The sequence below is a fragment of the Pantoea sp. X-Soil-TKNS-1279 genome (assembly GCF_059730565.1).
This window is the reverse complement of record NZ_AP035948.1, coordinates 4,273,950-4,292,321: the sequence shown is the minus strand read 5'-3', so window position 1 is coordinate 4,292,321 and position 18,372 is coordinate 4,273,950. Positions and strand designations below refer to the sequence as shown.

Here is an 18,372-nt window from a genome sequence, read left to right as displayed (position 1 = left end):
ATTCATCCCGCCAGAGAAAAATCTCGAAAAAGAGATTGACTCTGAAGGAGGAAAGCGTAATATACGCCACCTCGCGACAGACGGTTAACCCGCTGCTCGCACTGCTCTTTAACAATTTATCAGACAATCTGTGTGGGCACTCGCAGGATTGATATCAAAAGTCTACGGACTTAAAAAATATCAAGTCTCAAGAGTGAACACGTAATTCATTACGAAGTTTAATTCTTTGAGCATCAAACTTAAATTGAAGAGTTTGATCATGGCTCAGATTGAACGCTGGCGGCAGGCCTAACACATGCAAGTCGAACGGTAGCACAGAGGAGCTTGCTCCTTGGGTGACGAGTGGCGGACGGGTGAGTAATGTCTGGGGATCTGCCCGATGGAGGGGGATAACTACTGGAAACGGTAGCTAATACCGCATAACGTCGCAAGACCAAAGTGGGGGACCTTCGGGCCTCACACCATCGGATGAACCCAGATGGGATTAGCTAGTAGGTGGGGTAACGGCTCACCTAGGCGACGATCCCTAGCTGGTCTGAGAGGATGACCAGCCACACTGGAACTGAGACACGGTCCAGACTCCTACGGGAGGCAGCAGTGGGGAATATTGCACAATGGGCGCAAGCCTGATGCAGCCATGCCGCGTGTATGAAGAAGGCCTTCGGGTTGTAAAGTACTTTCAGCGGGGAGGAAGGGATGATGTTTAATACGCATCATCATTGACGTTACCCGCAGAAGAAGCACCGGCTAACTCCGTGCCAGCAGCCGCGGTAATACGGAGGGTGCAAGCGTTAATCGGAATTACTGGGCGTAAAGCGCACGCAGGCGGTCTGTCAAGTCGGATGTGAAATCCCCGGGCTTAACCTGGGAACTGCATTCGAAACTGGCAGGCTAGAGTCTTGTAGAGGGGGGTAGAATTCCAGGTGTAGCGGTGAAATGCGTAGAGATCTGGAGGAATACCGGTGGCGAAGGCGGCCCCCTGGACAAAGACTGACGCTCAGGTGCGAAAGCGTGGGGAGCAAACAGGATTAGATACCCTGGTAGTCCACGCTGTAAACGATGTCGACTTGGAGGTTGTGCCCTTGAGGCGTGGCTTCCGGAGCTAACGCGTTAAGTCGACCGCCTGGGGAGTACGGCCGCAAGGTTAAAACTCAAATGAATTGACGGGGGCCCGCACAAGCGGTGGAGCATGTGGTTTAATTCGATGCAACGCGAAGAACCTTACCTGGCCTTGACATCCAGAGAACTTAGCAGAGATGCTTTGGTGCCTTCGGGAACTCTGAGACAGGTGCTGCATGGCTGTCGTCAGCTCGTGTTGTGAAATGTTGGGTTAAGTCCCGCAACGAGCGCAACCCTTATCCTTTGTTGCCAGCGATTCGGTCGGGAACTCAAAGGAGACTGCCGGTGATAAACCGGAGGAAGGTGGGGATGACGTCAAGTCATCATGGCCCTTACGGCCAGGGCTACACACGTGCTACAATGGCGCATACAAAGAGAAGCGACCTCGCGAGAGCAAGCGGACCTCATAAAGTGCGTCGTAGTCCGGATTGGAGTCTGCAACTCGACTCCATGAAGTCGGAATCGCTAGTAATCGTAGATCAGAATGCTACGGTGAATACGTTCCCGGGCCTTGTACACACCGCCCGTCACACCATGGGAGTGGGTTGCAAAAGAAGTAGGTAGCTTAACCTTCGGGAGGGCGCTTACCACTTTGTGATTCATGACTGGGGTGAAGTCGTAACAAGGTAACCGTAGGGGAACCTGCGGTTGGATCACCTCCTTACCTGAAGATACTTTCCTTCGAAGTGCTCACACAGATTGTCTGATGAAAACGTAATGAGCAAGACGGCTGCGAAGTCGTGACACTTCATGTGTCCCCTTCGTCTAGCGGTTAGGACTCCGCCCTTTCACGGCGGCAACAGGGGTTCGAATCCCCTAGGGGACGCCACTTGCTTGGTGACAGGTGAAAGGTGTCGCTGCTCAGTATCTCAAAACTGGCTTACGAGTCATGTTTGAGATATTTGCTCTTTAACAATCCGGAACAAGCTGAAAATTTGAAACGACACGTTGTTTCATTTCTCCGTAATAAGAAATGAAAGCGATGTGTTCGAGTCTCTCAAATGCTTGCAGTCTGCATGCGTGAAAACGTCTGTGGGTTGTGAGGTTAAGCGACTAAGCGTACACGGTGGATGCCCTGGCAGTCAGAGGCGATGAAGGACGTGCTAATCTGCGAAAAGCGTCGGTAAGGTGATATGAACCGCAACAGCCGACGATGTCCGAATGGGGAAACCCAGTGCACTTGTGCACTATCGTTAACTGAATACATAGGTTAACGAGGCGAACCGGGGGAACTGAAACATCTAAGTACCCCGAGGAAAAGAAATCAACCGAGATTCCCCCAGTAGCGGCGAGCGAACGGGGAACAGCCCAGGACCTGAATCAGTTTGTGTGTTAGTGGAAGCGTCTGGAAAGTCGCGCGATACAGGGTGACAGCCCCGTACATGAAAATGCACATTCTGTGAGTCCGATGAGTAGGGCGGGACACGTGGTATCCTGTCTGAATATGGGGGGACCATCCTCCAAGGCTAAATACTCCTGACTGACCGATAGTGAACCAGTACCGTGAGGGAAAGGCGAAAAGAACCCCGGCGAGGGGAGTGAAACAGAACCTGAAACCGTGTACGTACAAGCAGTGGGAGCACCTTCGGGTGTGACTGCGTACCTTTTGTATAATGGGTCAGCGACTTATATTCTGTAGCAAGGTTAACCGTATAGGGGAGCCGCAGGGAAACCGAGTCTTAATTGGGCGTTAAGTTGCAGGGTATAGACCCGAAACCCGGTGATCTAGCCATGGGCAGGTTGAAGGTTGGGTAACACTAACTGGAGGACCGAACCGACTAATGTTGAAAAATTAGCGGATGACTTGTGGCTGGGGGTGAAAGGCCAATCAAACCGGGAGATAGCTGGTTCTCCCCGAAAGCTATTTAGGTAGCGCCTCGTGAACTCATCTCCGGGGGTAGAGCACTGTTTCGGCTAGGGGGCCATCCCGGCTTACCAACCCGATGCAAACTACGAATACCGGAGAATGTTATCACGGGAGACACACGGCGGGTGCTAACGTCCGTCGTGAAGAGGGAAACAACCCAGACCGCCAGCTAAGGTCCCAAAGTCATGGTTAAGTGGGAAACGATGTGGGAAGGCCCAGACAGCCAGGATGTTGGCTTAGAAGCAGCCATCATTTAAAGAAAGCGTAATAGCTCACTGGTCGAGTCGGCCTGCGCGGAAGATGTAACGGGGCTAAACCATGCACCGAAGCTGCGGCAGCGACACTATGTGTTGTTGGGTAGGGGAGCGTTCTGTAAGCCGCTGAAGGTGGACTGTGAGGTCTGCTGGAGGTATCAGAAGTGCGAATGCTGACATAAGTAACGATAAAGCGGGTGAAAAGCCCGCTCGCCGGAAGACCAAGGGTTCCTGTCCAACGTTAATCGGGGCAGGGTGAGTCGACCCCTAAGGCGAGGCTGAAAAGCGTAGTCGATGGGAAACAGGTTAATATTCCTGTACTTGGTGTTACTGCGAAGGGGGGACGGAGAAGGCTAGGTTATCCGGGCGACGGTTGTCCCGGTTTAAGCGTGTAGGCTTGCATTCCAGGCAAATCCGGAATGCTTTAAGGCTGAGGCGTGATGACGAGCCACTACGGTGGTGAAGTAACTGATGCCCTGCTTCCAGGAAAAGCCTCTAAGCTCCAGGTAACACGAAATCGTACCCCAAACCGACACAGGTGGTCAGGTAGAGAATACCAAGGCGCTTGAGAGAACTCGGGTGAAGGAACTAGGCAAAATGGTGCCGTAACTTCGGGAGAAGGCACGCTGGCATTAGGTGAAGGGACTTGCTCCCGGAGCTGAAGCCAGTCGAAGATACCAGCTGGCTGCAACTGTTTATTAAAAACACAGCACTGTGCAAACACGAAAGTGGACGTATACGGTGTGACGCCTGCCCGGTGCCGGAAGGTTAATTGATGGGGTTATCCGTAAGGAGAAGCTCTTGATCGAAGCCCCGGTAAACGGCGGCCGTAACTATAACGGTCCTAAGGTAGCGAAATTCCTTGTCGGGTAAGTTCCGACCTGCACGAATGGCGTAATGATGGCCAGGCTGTCTCCACCCGAGACTCAGTGAAATTGAAATCGCTGTGAAGATGCAGTGTACCCGCGGCAAGACGGAAAGACCCCGTGAACCTTTACTATAGCTTGACACTGAACATTGAGCCTTGATGTGTAGGATAGGTGGGAGGCTTTGAAGTGTGGACGCCAGTCTGCATGGAGCCAACCTTGAAATACCACCCTTTAATGTTTGATGTTCTAACGTAGGCCCGTAATCCGGGCTGCGGACAGTGTCTGGTGGGTAGTTTGACTGGGGCGGTCTCCTCCCAAAGTGTAACGGAGGAGCACGAAGGTTGGCTAATCCTGGTCGGACATCAGGAGGTTAGTGCAATGGCATAAGCCAGCTTGACTGCGAGAGTGACGGCTCGAGCAGGTGCGAAAGCAGGTCATAGTGATCCGGTGGTTCTGAATGGAAGGGCCATCGCTCAACGGATAAAAGGTACTCCGGGGATAACAGGCTGATACCGCCCAAGAGTTCATATCGACGGCGGTGTTTGGCACCTCGATGTCGGCTCATCACATCCTGGGGCTGAAGTAGGTCCCAAGGGTACGGCTGTTCGCCGTTTAAAGTGGTACGCGAGCTGGGTTTAGAACGTCGTGAGACAGTTCGGTCCCTATCTGCCGTGGGCGCTGGAGAATTGAGGGGGGTTGCTCCTAGTACGAGAGGACCGGAGTGAACGCACCACTGGTGTTCGGGTTGTCATGCCAATGGCATTGCCCGGTAGCTAAGTGCGGAAAAGATAAGTGCTGAAAGCATCTAAGCACGAAACTTGCCCCGAGATGAGTTCTCCCTGACTCTTTGAGAGTCCTGAAGGGACGTTGAAGACGACGACGTTGATAGGCCGGATGTGTAAGTGCAGCGATGCATTGAGCTAACCGGTACTAATGACCCGTGAGGCTTAACCTTACAACGCCAGAGGCGTTTTGAGTTGAGAGACGCGAGAATTTTCAGCTTTGTTCGAACGGATTGATTCGTATGGCCTGTGAGGGCGGTACGGATAAACAGAATTTGCCTGGCGGCTGTAGCGCGGTGGTCCCACCTGACCCCATGCCGAACTCAGAAGTGAAACGCCGTAGCGCCGATGGTAGTGTGGGGTCTCCCCATGCGAGAGTAGGGAACTGCCAGGCATCAATTAAGTGAAGAAGCCCTGAACGAAAGTTCAGGGCTTTTTTACGTCTGCGCATTTCGTAGCGGCGCGATTTATCGCGCAGGTTTTACGTGAAGCTGCGCTGAAATGCGCGCGATAAATCGTATCGCGACGAATATGATGCGTATCAGAAAAAAATCACGGATTTTTCTGTGAAAAACACCATTCAGCAATGAAATTGGCAACCTGCTGTGGCTGATTAATATCCAGAGCGGCCACTGGCAACGCCACTTCCACATCACTCGCCACCGCAATCACGTAATCATCGAGTAAGTCGGTAATATTCCCCTTCACACCTGTGCGCCACAACACGATCTTGGCAACCGGTTCGTCTTTGAATCCTTCAACCAGTACCAAATCCAACGAAGAACTGTCCATTCGTGCCGTCATCTGATGCAGAGTTAAGGGCTTATCTGGAGTCTCGCACATCAATGCCCAGCGCTGATTACTGGCAACGATCACCTGATCCGCCCCCGCTTTTCGCAGCAGAAAACTGTCTTTTCCCGGCGTATCAACGTCCATATTATGATGCGTGTGCTTAATCAGTCCCGGGCGGATCCCTTGTGCTTTCAGCAATGGGATCACTTTTTCCAACAAGGTGGTTTTACCCGTTCCGCTCCAGGCAGCAATCGCCAGCAAAGGTATCGTCATGATGGTATTTCCTCATCCCGTAAGTCGTCTGGCGTGTTGATATTACGGAATGCCGATTCAGGATCAGGAAAGGTCACCGCATGGCCGCCACTTTCCCGTAAAAACTGCATCAGACGACGTTCCCCACTCAACAGCCAGGCTTCGAGTGCATCGGCTAAAGAGCGATTAACTAAAGCCAGTGCCGGATGATCGCGTAAGGATGATTTCACCCACACCGCCGGGGCATCGGCTTTGCTTTGCCATAAGCGCGCGACGAAATCATCAGGGATCCACGGGGTATCGCAGGCACAGAATGCCACCCATTCGGATGGGCTGTGACGCAAACCGCTCAGCATTCCCGCCAGAGGGCCGGGGTAATCCGGCAACGAGTCGCTGACAACCTGACAACCGCTTAACTGATAACGATCAATGTTGCGGTTGGCGCTTATCAACACAATATTGACCTGTGGCCGAAAACGGCGCAGAACGTGTTGATAAAGTGGTTCACCTTGCAACAGCAACAATCCTTTATCCTCACCGCCCATACGGCGCCCCTGGCCACCTGCCAGAATCACGCCGGTTAATGCTGTCATCTTCGTCTCCTTATCAATAGTGGACGATACTTACAGGCTGGCAGCCTCACACCTGCATAAAGGAAAAAATGATGAAATATCACCGTCTCAACGAACTGCTCGAACTTCTGCAACCTGCGTGGCAGAAGGAGTCTGATCTTAACCTGTTGGCATTTTTACAAAAACTGGCCCAGGAATCAGGTTTCAGTGGCCCATTAAGTGAATTAACCGACGACATATTGATTTACCATCTCAAAATGCGTGATGCAGACAGTGATGCTGAGATTCCCGGTCTGAAAAAGGATTATGAAGTGGACTTCAAAACCGCGCTATTACGCGCACGCGGTGTGATTAAGGACGATGAGTAGTGCTATCCTTGCGCATTAAAGCAAAGGTAACACACAGGCGAAATGATGAGCGAAGCCACCTTTAATTTCCAGACGTTGAACCCAGATGTGATCCTCGATGCACTTTGGGACACGGGTCTGCGCGTAGAATCTGGCTTAACCGCCCTCAACAGCTATGAAAACCGCGTTTATCAATTCAGTGATGATGAGAAACGTCGCTATGTGGTGAAGTTTTATCGCCCGCAGCGCTGGAGCGCTGGCCAAATCCTGGAAGAACACCAGTTTGCGCACGATTTACTGAATGATGAAGTACCGGTTGCCGCACCTCTGACGTTACAGGGAAATACACTGAACAATCATGCCGGTTTTATGTTCGCGGTATTTCCCAGTCTGGGTGGGCGGCAGTACGAAACCGATAATGAAGAACAGATGGAGTGGGTCGGTCGCTTTCTGGGACGGATTCATCAAACTGGTCGCCAAAAAGACTTTCAGCAACGTCCAACCATCGGACTGGATGAATATATTTTACAGCCGCGCCAACAGCTCGAGCAGAGCATGCTGGTGCCGGATGCGCTCAAAGCACAACTGATGGCGGCGATAGACAGATTGAGTCACACACTGCATCAGATATGGCACACGCGCTGGCAGCCGTTGCGACTACATGGTGACTGCCATCCCGGCAATATTCTATGGCGTGATGGCCCCATGTTTGTCGATCTTGATGATGCACGTACCGGACCGGCGGTACAGGATCTGTGGATGCTGGTGAATGGCGATCGGCAGGAACAACTTATCCAGTGGGATATTTTACTGGAGGCTTACAATGAATTCAGTGACTTTGATATACATGAATTGTCACTGATTGAACCTTTACGCGCGATGCGCATGGTTTATTATTTAGCCTGGGTCGTGCGTCGCTGGCAGGACCCTGCTTTTCCGCGTGCTTTTCCGTGGATGACCGATGAAGATTTTTGGCGTCGGCAAATTACACTTTTTACCGAGCAGGAAAAGCTGTTACACGAACCGCCGTTGCAGCTTAGCCCGCAATTTTAATGAAGCAGTCAGGAGAATTTTTCACGATGAAAAAGATTTGGTTCGCGCTGGTAGGTTTAATGCTGGCATTTAGCGCCTCCGCGGCACAATTTACCGATGGCAAACAGTATGTCACGCTGCCGAAACCCATCGCCGGTGAACCGCAGGTAATGGAGTTTTTCTCTTTCTTCTGTCCGCATTGCTATCAATTCGAACGCGTTTATCATGTCAGCGATGCCGTGAAAAAGAATCTGCCTGCCAACACTAAAGTAACTAAATATCACGTTGATTTCCTGGGGGGTGATTTTGGCCCGGTAGTGACGCACGCGTGGGCAGTAGCAATGGCGCTGGGGGTAGAGGATAAAGTCACGGCTCCAATCTTTGATGGTATCCAGAAAACTCAGACGGTCACTGATGCGGCTAGCCTGAAAGATACCTTTATTAAGGCTGCGGGGATTACCTCTGAAGATTACGATGCAGCGTGGAACAGCTTTGCGGTTAAAGCGCTGGTTGCGCAGCAGCAGAAAGCCGCTTCCGATGTAAATCTCCAGGGCGTACCGGCGATGTTTATCAATGGCAAATACATGGTTAACAACGGTGGCCTTGATACCAGTTCGATGGACAATTTCGTGGCAGATTACGCCAACGTAGTGAAATTCCTCGTCGAGAAGAATTAATTTAAGCAGTTAAAACGCCGGCTATGTCGGCGTTTTTCAATTATCCCTCAGCCTTTTATTTACCTTCCTGCTGCAAACCTTGTGGTTAATATCCACATGGACGATCATCTTTTCAAAAAGATGCTTGCTATCACGGAAACTTAATAACCATATGAAAAACATCAGTTTTTACTGGGTGTTTACTTGTGTTTAAAGGAAATAACAATACGTTATGAAATTTACGCACAAAGTTATCCACAATAAGATCCCTGCGATCCACCCCGCGTAATGAGGAAAAAGCATCACATCTTCTGGTGCTAATTCAACATTCGTCTCCGGTTATGGCATCCTTATACATCTCTTAATCGCAACGAAGAAAAATCAAACTTATGGCGCACATTGCAGAAAATCCCCTGATTCTGGTAGACGGATCCTCCTATCTCTACCGTGCATATCATGCCTTTCCGCCCCTGACCAACAGCGCAGGCGAGCCAACTGGCGCCATGTATGGTGTTCTCAACATGTTGAAAAGCCTGTTGATGCAGTATCAACCCAGCCATGTTGCTGTGGTCTTCGATGCGAAAGGAAAAACATTCCGCGATGAATTGTTCGAGCACTACAAGTCACACCGCCCCCCTATGCCTGACGACTTGCGTGCGCAGATCGAACCGCTCCATGAAATGGTTAAAGCAATGGGCTTGCCTCTGCTGGCGGTAACCGGTGTGGAGGCGGACGACGTCATCGGCACGCTGGCACTGGAAGCAGAAAAGCAGGGACGAGCGGTACTGATCAGTACCGGTGATAAGGATATGGCCCAATTGGTCACGCCTGGCATCACGCTGATCAACACCATGACCAATACGGTGCTCGGGCCAGAAGAGGTTGAGCAGAAATATGGTGTGCCACCCTCACTGATTATCGATTTCCTCGCCATGATGGGTGACAGCTCGGATAACATTCCTGGCGTACCCGGCGTGGGTGAAAAGACTGCGCAAGCTCTGCTGCAAGGGCTGGGTGGCATGCAGTCTATCTATGACAACCTGGAAAAAGTGGCCGACCTGTCATTTCGTGGTGCCAAAACGATGGCGGCGAAACTGGAACAGAATCGTGACGTGGCATTCCTTTCTTATCAGCTGGCAACCATTAAAACCGACGTAGAACTGGAACTCGGCTGTGAGCAGCTGACGGTGAATGATCCGGATGTCGCCGTACTACAGACGCTATTCAGCCGGTATGAATTCAAGCGCTGGCTGGTCGATCTGCAAGAAGGAAAATGGTTGCAGGGCAAAAAGGGCAACGCGCAGGCACCGCAAGCACTGCCGGATCAGCCTGTGGCCAAAGCTGAAACGGCGAGTGTGTTGTCATCTGATGGTTATGTCACCATTCTGGATCAAGATACCTTTGCGAGTTGGTTAGACAAGCTGAAAACAAGCGAGCTGTTTGCTTTCGATCTGGAAACCGATTCGCTGGATACCCTGAGTGCCAACATTGTGGGTATCGCCTTTGCCGTTGCCCCGGGTGAAGCAGCCTATCTGCCGGTGGCCCATGATTATCTTGATGCTCCTGATCAGCTGGACAGAGCTGAAGTACTGGCTCAACTGAAACCTTTGCTGGAAGACAGCAACGCCGCCAAAGTCGGGCAAAATCTCAAATACGATCGCGGCGTTCTGAAGAACTATGACATCGAGCTGAACGGTATTAAATACGACACCATGCTGGAGTCATATTGTCTGAACAGCGTGGGTGGGAAGCACGATATGGACAGCCTCGCAGCGCGCTGGCTGAATCATAAAACCGTTACCTTTGAAGAGATTGCCGGGAAAGGTAAAAATCAACTGACCTTTAACCAGATTGCCATCGAGCAGGCAGGGCATTACGCCGCAGAAGATGCGGATGTCACCTTGCAGTTGCATCTGAAAATGTGGCCGGAGCTGGAGAAAGAAGCGGGTCCGAAAAAAGTCTTCACAGAGATCGAGATGCCGCTGCTGAAGGTGATCTCCCGTGTAGAACGCAATGGCGTGTTAATTGATCAGAACATCCTGGCAAAACATTCCCAGGAGCTAACAACACGTCTGGCTGAGCTGGAGCAGCAAGCGCACGAGCTGGCGGGTGAGCCGTTCAACCTCTCTTCAACCAAACAGTTGCAAACCATTCTGTTTGAAAAGCAGGGGATCAAACCGACGAAGAAAACCCCGGGTGGCGCGCCATCAACCAGTGAAGAAGTGTTGGCGGAGTTGGCGCTCGATTATCCGTTGCCGAAGGTGATACTGGAACATCGTGGTTTGTCGAAGTTGAAATCAACTTATACCGATAAATTGCCGCTGATGATCAACCCGGTCACCGGTCGAGTGCACACTTCATACCACCAGGCGGTTACGGCAACCGGTCGTTTGTCATCCACCGATCCCAACCTGCAAAATATCCCGGTACGCAACGATGAAGGACGGCGTATTCGCCAGGCGTTTATTGCCGGACCGGATAAGCGCATTGTCGCGGCGGACTACTCACAGATTGAGCTGCGTATTATGGCGCATCTGTCGCAGGATAAGGGGCTGCTGGACGCTTTTGCGCAAGGGGAGGACATTCACCGTGCTACCGCAGCAGAAGTGTTTGGAGTGGCGCTGAGTAAGGTTTCTGGTGAACAGCGCCGTAGCGCGAAAGCGATCAACTTTGGTTTGATCTACGGGATGAGTGCATTTGGCTTGTCGCGGCAGCTGAATATCGGTGCCGGTGAAGCGAAAAAGTATATGGATCTCTACTTTGAACGCTATCCGGGCGTATTGCGTTACATGGAAGAGACACGGGAGCTGGCGGCGGAGAAAGGCTATGTTGAGACCCTGGATGGTCGCCGCCTGTGGCTGCCGGACATCACCTCCAGCAACGCGATTCGCCGTAAAGCAGCAGAGCGTGCGGCGATCAACGCCCCGATGCAGGGAACGGCGGCGGATATTATCAAGCGTGCGATGATTGCGGTGGATGGTTGGTTACTGCAACAAAATGACGACAACGTCAAAATGATCATGCAGGTGCACGATGAATTGGTGTTTGAGATTCATCAGGACGCGGTGGACAGCGCCAGCGACAAGATCCGTCAATTGATGGAGAGCAGCATGAAGTTGGACGTTCCGTTGCAGGTTGAGGTCGGTACCGGCGAAAACTGGGACCAGGCACACTAAGTCACACCTCATAAGCGGTGAAAAGCCGCTTATGACAATGTCATAAGAAAAAAGTTTACTTAATCGGTTCAGCAAGCCGGTAAAGCGGTCTGTAAAATGCGCGTTTTGTAACTGCTTAACGTCTAAGCATTTTTTTGGTAATTAAACTACATCGGATGCGCGTTTTTGTGACGAACCTGGTAAAAAAGATGTCGATTCCTGAAACTAAACAACAAAAAATCCTTTGTGGGTCAGGAAAAATCAGGTAAAGTTTCTCGCGTAGGGTACAGAGGTAAGATGTTCTATCTTTCAGACCTTTTACTTCACGTAATCGGATTTGGCTGAATATTAGCCGCCCCAGTCATTTATGACTGGGGCGTTTTTTATTGGGCGTTTATCTGAAAATGCGGGTCATTACACCCGCAGAGACGCGTTATGCAGAGGGCGGGGTGTCATCTTCCTGTGCCGGTTCCAGTTCACTGAACCAGTTATCCAGTTTTTGACGCAGTTTATCGACACCCAGCTTCTTCAGGGACGAAAACATTTCGACCTGCACATCCCCCTGAAAAGCCAGCGACGCTTCGCGTACCATATTCAGTTGTGCTTTACGTGCGCCAGAAGCCAGCTTGTCAGCTTTGGTCAGCAACACTAAAACCGGGATCTGACTCTGCACCGCCCATTCAATCATCTGTTGGTCTAGGTCTTTCAGTGGATGACGAATATCCATCAGCACCACCAACCCCTTCAACGCCTGACGTTTTTGTAGATATTCCCCCAGCGCGCGTTGCCATTTGCGCTTCATCTCCTCAGGGACTTCGGCGTAACCATAACCGGGTAAATCCACCAGACGTTTGCCTTCCACCACCTCAAACAGGTTGATCAGTTGGGTGCGACCCGGCGTTTTACTGGTACGCGCCAGGCTTTTTTGGTTGGTCAGGGTATTCAGCGCACTGGATTTGCCTGCATTCGAGCGACCGGCAAAGGCAACTTCAATGCCTGTATCTGAAGGCAAGTGACGAATATCCGGGGCACTGAGAACGAAATGGGTGATGTGATAGTTCAAAGCAGACAAAGTAAAACTCCAGCAAAATGATTCACGCAATTGCGCAGAGTATACCTGTTATGGCGCAAAAGTGCCCGATGGCGTCTTTGCGCGCCATTTTGTAAGAGATATGCGATAAGTGCTGCCAGTCATTAACGTTTCTCGTTACTAGGTTATGAATGTTTATTTTTTAATTTCAATGAATTAATAAAATTCGTGGCATTTTCACTATAAATAAGAGAAGCGTCTTACTTGTTCATTTTACCTATTGGTCTACATTTGGAGTCAGTGCAAGGCCGCACGCATCAGATGATGTGCTCAGGAGCGTCAGGGGGGACGAAGAGCAGGCAGGACTCGATTCAGGAACGAATCGGACAAGGACAGGGAAATTCGCAGGAGCGATTTGGCGAGGGAAAAACCGGGACGTTGTGAGCCATTAATGGATTTATCTCGTGTTTCCTTCGTATGAAGGTGCGAAATAAGGCGACAGCATTGGCTGTCGCCTTTTTTCTTTGTCTGCTTTCTGCTAGATTTCGCCGCAATTCTATACCTTAAATCATTCGGGCTGCGGGAAGGCGAAAAGCGCACTCACCTCACCAGTCCGTAATATGACGGGTATATACTGATTAAAAATTGCCGAGACCCAACACCATGAAGCAACCTGCACAATCCCCCCGCGGCAAACCGGCCGCGAAAGCGAAACGTAAATCGCGTGAAGATTTGAATCTTGAAGCGCGCGACCGTAAACGCGACAAAAAGCACCGTGGCCATGCTGCGGGTAGCCGGGCGAATCCGGAAAAACAGGCCGCAGGAAAAGGTCAGGGCAAAACTGCCCAGGATCCGCGTCTGGGCAGCAAAAAACCGATTGCCCTGGTGGCGGAAGGACAAACTTCAGTCGTGAAAAAACCGGCTCCTAAAGCAAAAGCGGAAAAAGCTCGCCTCACACCGCAGGAAGAGCTGGCAAAGCTGGAGAATGATGAGCGTCTGGATACATTGCTGGATCGTCTGGAAAGCGGTGAAACGCTGAGCGGTGAAGAGCAGGCCTGGCTGGATGAAACGCTGGACCGTATCGATGAGCTGATGGAAACGCTCGGTATCGCGTTGGATGATGACGCTGAAGATGATGAGCAGGCGGAAGAAGACATGATGCGCCTGCTGAAAGGCAAATAAGGGCATTTTTGATCGGCATGCGTATGTGCGCATGCCACGCTAAACAGGTATTGACCGATGTTTTGGCCTGGATCAATTTTAGCGCTGCTGCTGGCATGTTATCTCATCAGCTTATTGTTTAAACTACGCCGTCTGTCGCGCCTGAAGTCGCGTTTACGCCGGGTTTCTGCTCGTCACCCTGTTCACTCTTCTGCTTCGCGACCCGCCTTCAGACGACGTCACCGTAAGGAGTGAGCATGTCATCGCAGCAGATTGAATGGGATCAGCGGCTAATAGAAAAGTATAATTACGCCGGTCCACGCTACACCTCCTATCCTACTGCGCTGGAATTCAGTGAGAATTTTGGCGAAGCCGATTTTCAGCAAGCGGTGGCTCGCTATCCCGAACGTCCTCTCTCACTTTATGTGCATATCCCGTTTTGCCATCGCCTGTGCTACTTCTGCGGTTGCAATAAAATCGTCACGCGTCAGCTGCATAAAGCGGACCGTTACCTTGATGTGCTGGAGCAGGAAATCCGTCAGCGTGCACCGCTGTTTGCCGGGCGTAGCGTCACCCAGCTGCACTGGGGCGGGGGCACGCCTACGTTCCTTAATCAACAGCAGGTAAGCCGGCTGGTGGGCCTGTTGCGCAGCCATTTTCTCCTTGCTGATGATATCGAAATGTCGATCGAGATTGATCCGCGCGAAATTGAGCTGGAGATGATCGATCATCTGGGCGCGCTGGGTTTCAACCGCCTTAGCATGGGCGTACAGGATTTCAATAAAGCGGTGCAGGAGAAGGTCAATCGCGTGCAGGATGAGGCAATGATCTTTGCGCTGGTGCAACGTGCGCGTGAGCAGGGTTTTCGCTCGGTCAGTATCGACCTTATCTACGGATTGCCCCTGCAAACGCCAGAGAGTTTTGCATTTACCTTGCAACGCGTTATCGACCTCAACCCTGATCGTCTCAGCGTATTTAATTACGCGCATCTGCCCGCGTTATTCGCCGCCCAACGCAAGATCAAAGATGATGAGCTACCTAGTGCTACGCAAAAGCTGGAAATTTTGCAGCAGACCATTGCCACGTTAACCGGTGAAGGCTATCAGTTCATTGGTATGGATCACTTCGCCCGGCCGGACGACGAACTGGCGGTGGCGCAGCGTGCTGGCAAATTGCACCGTAATTTTCAGGGATATACCACGCAGGGTGAGACGGACTTGCTGGGGCTGGGGGTGTCGGCAATAAGTATGATCGGCGACAGTTACGCGCAGAACCATAAAGAGTTAAAAACCTGGTACGCCAGCGTGGAGGAGCAAGGTAACGCGCTATGGCGCGGCCTGACCCTTAGTGACGATGATTGCCTGCGTCGTGATGTTATTAAGGCGCTGATTTGTAACTTCGCACTGGATTACGCGGCTATTGAGGCGCAGTGGCCGATCGCCTTCAGGCGCTATTTTGCTGAGGATTTGCAACTGTTGGCACCGCTGGTGGCGGATGGTTTACTGGAACAGCATGAAAGGGGATTGCGCATCACTGGTGTGGGCCGCCTGCTGATCCGTAATATCTGCATGTGCTTTGATGCGTATCTGCGGCAGAAAGCGCGCCAGCAGCAGTTTTCGCGGGTGATTTAAAACGACAAAGGGAGCCAAGGCTCCCTTTGTATTAACTGAACAGACTCACGGTAATGGCGCACATCACAGCAGCAATGGCCGTTTGCGGTGAATGGCTGGCCGCGTTGCCGATCGCCGCGATGTTATGCGTGATCACCTGGATGACTGACTGGAACATGTTCTCTTCTCCCGATTGCCGCCCGTATGATACTGAACGGCACCGGTCTGTACAGATGGGGTGAGCATAAAAATCGTGCAATAAGCCCGCTTTTTACACTTACTCCATGCCCAGCTCTTTCAGTTTACGTGTCAGGGTATTACGTCCCCAGCCAAGCAAACGCGCCGCTTCCTGTTTATGTCCCTGCGTATGACGCAAAGCGGTTGTGAGCAGGGTGCGCTCCATCTCCGGCTGTGCCTCAGATAGCAGGTTTTGATGACCGGAGCGCAGTGCACGATCCGCCCATTGTGCCAGTAAGGTGGCCCAGCTATCCGGCAGCGACTGCACCGGACTTTCCGGCGTACTGGATTCAAACAGTTCAGCGGGCAGATCCTGAATCAGTACTTCCTGGCCCGCAGCCATCACGGTCAGCCAGCGACAGGTATTTTCCAGCTGGCGCACGTTACCGGACCAATGCAAACGCGTCAGCGCCGCTTCGGTTTCCGGGTGCAAAATTTTCGCCTCTACACCCAGTTCGCGTGCAGCAACTTGCAGGAAGTAGCGGGCCAGGCGCGGAATATCTTCACGACGTTCACGCAGCGGTGGCAGATGAACACGAATTACGTTGAGACGATGGAATAAGTCTTCACGGAATTTGCCTTCCTGTACGCGCATTTCCAGGTTTTGGTGGGTTGCGGCGATGATACGCACATCCACTTTAACTGGCGCATAACCGCCAACACGGTAGAACTGACCATCGGCCAGCACGCGCAGCAGGCGGGTTTGCACGTCGAGCGGCATATCGCCGATCTCATCAAGGAACAGCGTACCACCATCAGCTTGCTCAAAACGTCCCTGACGAATCTGATTGGCACCGGTAAATGCGCCTTTCTCATGACCAAACAGCTCAGACTCAATCAAATCTTTGGGAATCGCCGCCATGTTCAGCGCGATAAAGGGGGCTTTAGCGCGCGGGCTATGGCGATGCAGGGCATGCGCCACCAGTTCTTTACCGGTCCCGGATTCACCGTTAATCAGCACGCTGATAGAAGAACGCGACAGACGGCCAATAATGCGAAACACATCCTGCATCGCTGGCGCTTCACCGATAATATCGGTCGTCGGGCCGCTTACCGGTTGATTGCGCGGCTGCTGCTGCTCCTGATAGTGGCTGATGGCGCGTTCTACCAACGCGACCGCTTCATCAATATCAAATGGCTTTGGCAGGTAATCAAAAGCACCCTGCTGATAAGCACTGACGGCGGCATCCAGATCGGAGTGCGCCGTCATAATGATGACCGGCAGCATCGGATGGCGCTGTTTGATTTGTTTCAGCAATGCCAATCCGTCCATGCCTGGCATACGAATATCTGACAGTAAAACATCTGGGGTTTTGGTCGAGAGCGCTTCCAGCACCTCGTTGCCGCTGTCAAACGTTGCACAGCTCAAACCGGCTCCAGTGAGCGCACGTTCAAGCACCCAGCGGATGGAGCTATCGTCATCGACGATCCAGACTATCCCTCGTTGCATAGAAACCTCACTGGCGAATAGGCAGGTAAACCGAGAATTCGGTGTGACCAGGCCAACTGTTAAATTCTATTTTTCCTGAATGCTGATCGATCAGACTGCGGGCAATCGACAGACCTAAACCGGTGCCGCCTTCGCGCCCACTCACCATCGGATAGAACAGCGTATCCTGCAGTTGAGCCGGAATGCCTGGGCCGTCATCTTCAATATCAATGCGTGCCACCAGGCGATATCGCACACCATGCAGCGTTAACTGGAACGCGGTGCGGGTGCGGATAATAATTGTGCCGCCTTCTTCACCCAACGCCTGAAGCGCGTTGCGTACTACATTCAGCAGAACTTGTTCGATTTGATCCGGGTCGTGTGGCAACTCCGGCAGGCTGGGGTCGTAATCACGCACCAGCGAAACGTTATCCGGCAACTCCATCGACACCAGATTGACCACGCGTTCAGCCACCTGATGAATGCTTTGAGTGACATGCAAACCAGGCTGCTGAGGGCCAAGCAAACGATCTACCAGATTTCTCAGTCGATCGGCTTGCTCAATAATGACCTTGGTATATTCATTCAGCGAAGGGTCGGGTAGGGCGCGAGATAGTAATTGCGCGGCACCACGCAAACCCCCCAGCGGGTTTTTAATTTCATGTGCCAGACCACGTACTAAATCGCGGGCGGCGACCTGCTGAGCATGCTGAATTTGTTCCTGACTGAGGCGGCGTTGATTATCCATCGGCGCCATTTCCAGCAAAATTAAGCCATCAGGCAGACGTTGCGCCGTGAGCGACATAATATGCGCGCGGCCATCCACCACTAAGGTCACTTCGCTGTCTGTAAAGCCCTGGCCGGCCTCAAGACTCTCGCGCATAACCTCAATATTCAGCGAAAAATAGCCGGTTAATTCAGGTAACGGCGTGCCAAATAATTTCCGTGAACTCTGCGCCAGTAATTGCTGTGCCGCCGGATTGGCGTAATGAATAACTAATTCATTATCAACCAGCAAAATACTGTTTATCAGGGAGTTGAGAATCTGCCCCGCATCGGGCAGCGTGCCAGTTGCCATACAGCGTTCCTCTGCACTAATTTAGTGCATTATAGCCTTTGGTTGTAAAAACCGTAATTTGAACGATGAATTCGTGGAGAAAAAAGCCCATCCGAAGATGGGCTGAAAGTTTCCACGGCAACAAAAAATC

At 51.7% G+C, this 18,372-nt stretch carries 13 protein-coding genes, 1 tRNA gene and 3 rRNA genes; 11 read left to right on the top strand and 6 right to left on the bottom strand.

The features are described 5' to 3' along the window. Positions 1 to 241 precede the first annotated feature (241 nt). The 4 genes from AC6I8N_RS20125 (at position 242) to rrf (ending at position 5,285) form a co-directional block, all read left to right on the top strand. Positions 242 to 1,783: ribosomal RNA gene (locus tag AC6I8N_RS20125) — 16S ribosomal RNA — on the top strand. A gap of 90 nt (positions 1,784 to 1,873) precedes the next feature. Continuing rightward, positions 1,874 to 1,948, top strand: a tRNA-Glu gene (locus tag AC6I8N_RS20120). A 214-nt stretch (positions 1,949 to 2,162) separates the two neighbouring features. Continuing rightward, positions 2,163 to 5,064 (top strand): 23S ribosomal RNA (locus AC6I8N_RS20115). 105 nt (positions 5,065 to 5,169) lie between these two features. Continuing rightward, positions 5,170 to 5,285, top strand: a 5S ribosomal RNA gene (gene rrf, locus AC6I8N_RS20110). The 16S, 23S and 5S rRNA genes sit together here with 1 tRNA gene alongside, the layout of an rRNA operon. Before the next feature lie 158 nt (positions 5,286 to 5,443). On the opposite strand, the gene mobB is transcribed toward rrf, so the two are convergent. After that, a complete protein-coding gene (gene mobB / locus AC6I8N_RS20105; RefSeq protein ID WP_021186426.1) occupies positions 5,444 to 5,956 on the bottom strand; it encodes a molybdopterin-guanine dinucleotide biosynthesis protein MobB in 513 nt (170 codons plus the stop codon). After that, positions 5,953 to 6,528, bottom strand: coding sequence for a molybdenum cofactor guanylyltransferase MobA (gene mobA, locus AC6I8N_RS20100; RefSeq protein WP_021186427.1), 576 nt, complete (start codon positions 6,526 to 6,528; stop codon positions 5,953 to 5,955). Before mobA ends, mobB begins: the two co-directional genes overlap by 4 nt. A gap of 71 nt (positions 6,529 to 6,599) precedes the next feature. Between mobA and AC6I8N_RS20095 the strand changes: the two genes are divergently transcribed. The 5 genes from AC6I8N_RS20095 to spfP all read left to right on the top strand — a co-directional run bounded on the left by AC6I8N_RS20095 (position 6,600) and on the right by spfP (position 12,042). Beyond that, positions 6,600 to 6,875 carry a YihD family protein gene (locus AC6I8N_RS20095; protein WP_497830717.1) on the top strand — a complete coding sequence of 92 codons (276 nt, stop codon included), beginning with the start codon at positions 6,600 to 6,602 and terminating at the stop codon, positions 6,873 to 6,875. A 45-nt stretch (positions 6,876 to 6,920) separates the two neighbouring features. Next, complete coding sequence (locus AC6I8N_RS20090; RefSeq protein ID WP_021186429.1) at positions 6,921 to 7,907, top strand: serine/threonine protein kinase; 987 nt, start codon at positions 6,921 to 6,923, stop codon at positions 7,905 to 7,907. A 26-nt stretch (positions 7,908 to 7,933) separates the two neighbouring features. Further along, positions 7,934 to 8,563 (top strand): thiol:disulfide interchange protein DsbA, encoded by a 630-nt coding sequence (dsbA, locus tag AC6I8N_RS20085; RefSeq protein ID WP_021186430.1) that lies wholly within the window; start codon positions 7,934 to 7,936, stop codon positions 8,561 to 8,563. Positions 8,564 to 8,931: 368 nt separating this feature from the next. Further along, positions 8,932 to 11,718: a DNA polymerase I gene (gene polA / locus AC6I8N_RS20080; RefSeq protein WP_497829759.1), complete on the top strand. Its 2,787-nt coding sequence runs from the start codon at positions 8,932 to 8,934 to the stop codon at positions 11,716 to 11,718. A 276-nt stretch (positions 11,719 to 11,994) separates the two neighbouring features. After that, the gene (spfP, locus tag AC6I8N_RS20075; protein WP_071892919.1) at positions 11,995 to 12,042 is read left to right on the top strand and encodes a small protein SpfP; all 48 of its coding nucleotides are present in this window, start codon (positions 11,995 to 11,997) and stop codon (positions 12,040 to 12,042) included. Positions 12,043 to 12,130: 88 nt separating this feature from the next. Here the strand turns inward: spfP and yihA are convergent, their stop codons facing one another. Continuing rightward, the gene (gene yihA, locus AC6I8N_RS20070) at positions 12,131 to 12,769 is read right to left on the bottom strand and encodes a ribosome biogenesis GTP-binding protein YihA/YsxC (protein ID WP_021186432.1); all 639 of its coding nucleotides are present in this window, start codon (positions 12,767 to 12,769) and stop codon (positions 12,131 to 12,133) included. A 621-nt stretch (positions 12,770 to 13,390) separates the two neighbouring features. Between yihA and yihI the strand changes: the two genes are divergently transcribed. Together yihI and hemN are read left to right on the top strand one after the other, a co-directional pair. Continuing rightward, positions 13,391 to 13,909 carry a Der GTPase-activating protein YihI gene (gene yihI / locus AC6I8N_RS20065; RefSeq protein ID WP_497829758.1) on the top strand — a complete coding sequence of 173 codons (519 nt, stop codon included), beginning with the start codon at positions 13,391 to 13,393 and terminating at the stop codon, positions 13,907 to 13,909. A 236-nt stretch (positions 13,910 to 14,145) separates the two neighbouring features. Beyond that, on the top strand, positions 14,146 to 15,519 hold the full coding sequence (gene hemN, locus AC6I8N_RS20060) for an oxygen-independent coproporphyrinogen III oxidase (protein ID WP_497829757.1): 1,374 nt from the start codon (positions 14,146 to 14,148) through the stop codon (positions 15,517 to 15,519). 31 nt (positions 15,520 to 15,550) lie between these two features. On the opposite strand, the gene AC6I8N_RS20055 is transcribed toward hemN, so the two are convergent. The 3 genes from AC6I8N_RS20055 to glnL form a co-directional block, all read right to left on the bottom strand. After that, the gene (locus AC6I8N_RS20055; protein ID WP_021186435.1) at positions 15,551 to 15,676 is read right to left on the bottom strand and encodes a YshB family small membrane protein; all 126 of its coding nucleotides are present in this window, start codon (positions 15,674 to 15,676) and stop codon (positions 15,551 to 15,553) included. A gap of 99 nt (positions 15,677 to 15,775) precedes the next feature. Beyond that, entirely contained in the window at positions 15,776 to 17,185 is a 1,410-nt protein-coding gene (glnG, locus tag AC6I8N_RS20050) for a nitrogen regulation protein NR(I) (RefSeq protein WP_013511066.1), read from the bottom strand. Between the two features lie 7 nt (positions 17,186 to 17,192). After that, positions 17,193 to 18,242, bottom strand: coding sequence for a nitrogen regulation protein NR(II) (gene glnL, locus AC6I8N_RS20045; protein ID WP_013511065.1), 1,050 nt, complete (start codon positions 18,240 to 18,242; stop codon positions 17,193 to 17,195). Between the last annotated feature and the right edge of the window lie 130 nt (positions 18,243 to 18,372).

Excerpts from the sequence above, each read along its gene's own strand:
- AC6I8N_RS20095 (WP_497830717.1), top strand. The coding sequence starts at position 6,600 with ATGAAATATCACCGTCTCAACGAACTGCTCGAACTTCTGCAACCTGCG.
- yihI (WP_497829758.1), top strand. The coding sequence starts at position 13,391 with ATGAAGCAACCTGCACAATCCCCCCGCGGCAAACCGGCCGCGAAAGCG.
- polA (WP_497829759.1), top strand. The coding sequence starts at position 8,932 with ATGGCGCACATTGCAGAAAATCCCCTGATTCTGGTAGACGGATCCTCC.
- glnG (WP_013511066.1), bottom strand. The coding sequence starts at position 17,185 with ATGCAACGAGGGATAGTCTGGATCGTCGATGACGATAGCTCCATCCGC.
- mobA (WP_021186427.1), bottom strand. The coding sequence starts at position 6,528 with ATGACAGCATTAACCGGCGTGATTCTGGCAGGTGGCCAGGGGCGCCGT.
- AC6I8N_RS20090 (WP_021186429.1), top strand. The coding sequence starts at position 6,921 with ATGAGCGAAGCCACCTTTAATTTCCAGACGTTGAACCCAGATGTGATC.
- mobB (WP_021186426.1), bottom strand. The coding sequence starts at position 5,956 with ATGACGATACCTTTGCTGGCGATTGCTGCCTGGAGCGGAACGGGTAAA.
- hemN (WP_497829757.1), top strand. The coding sequence starts at position 14,146 with ATGTCATCGCAGCAGATTGAATGGGATCAGCGGCTAATAGAAAAGTAT.
- AC6I8N_RS20055 (WP_021186435.1), bottom strand. The coding sequence starts at position 15,676 with ATGTTCCAGTCAGTCATCCAGGTGATCACGCATAACATCGCGGCGATC.
- dsbA (WP_021186430.1), top strand. The coding sequence starts at position 7,934 with ATGAAAAAGATTTGGTTCGCGCTGGTAGGTTTAATGCTGGCATTTAGC.
- glnL (WP_013511065.1), bottom strand. The coding sequence starts at position 18,242 with ATGGCAACTGGCACGCTGCCCGATGCGGGGCAGATTCTCAACTCCCTG.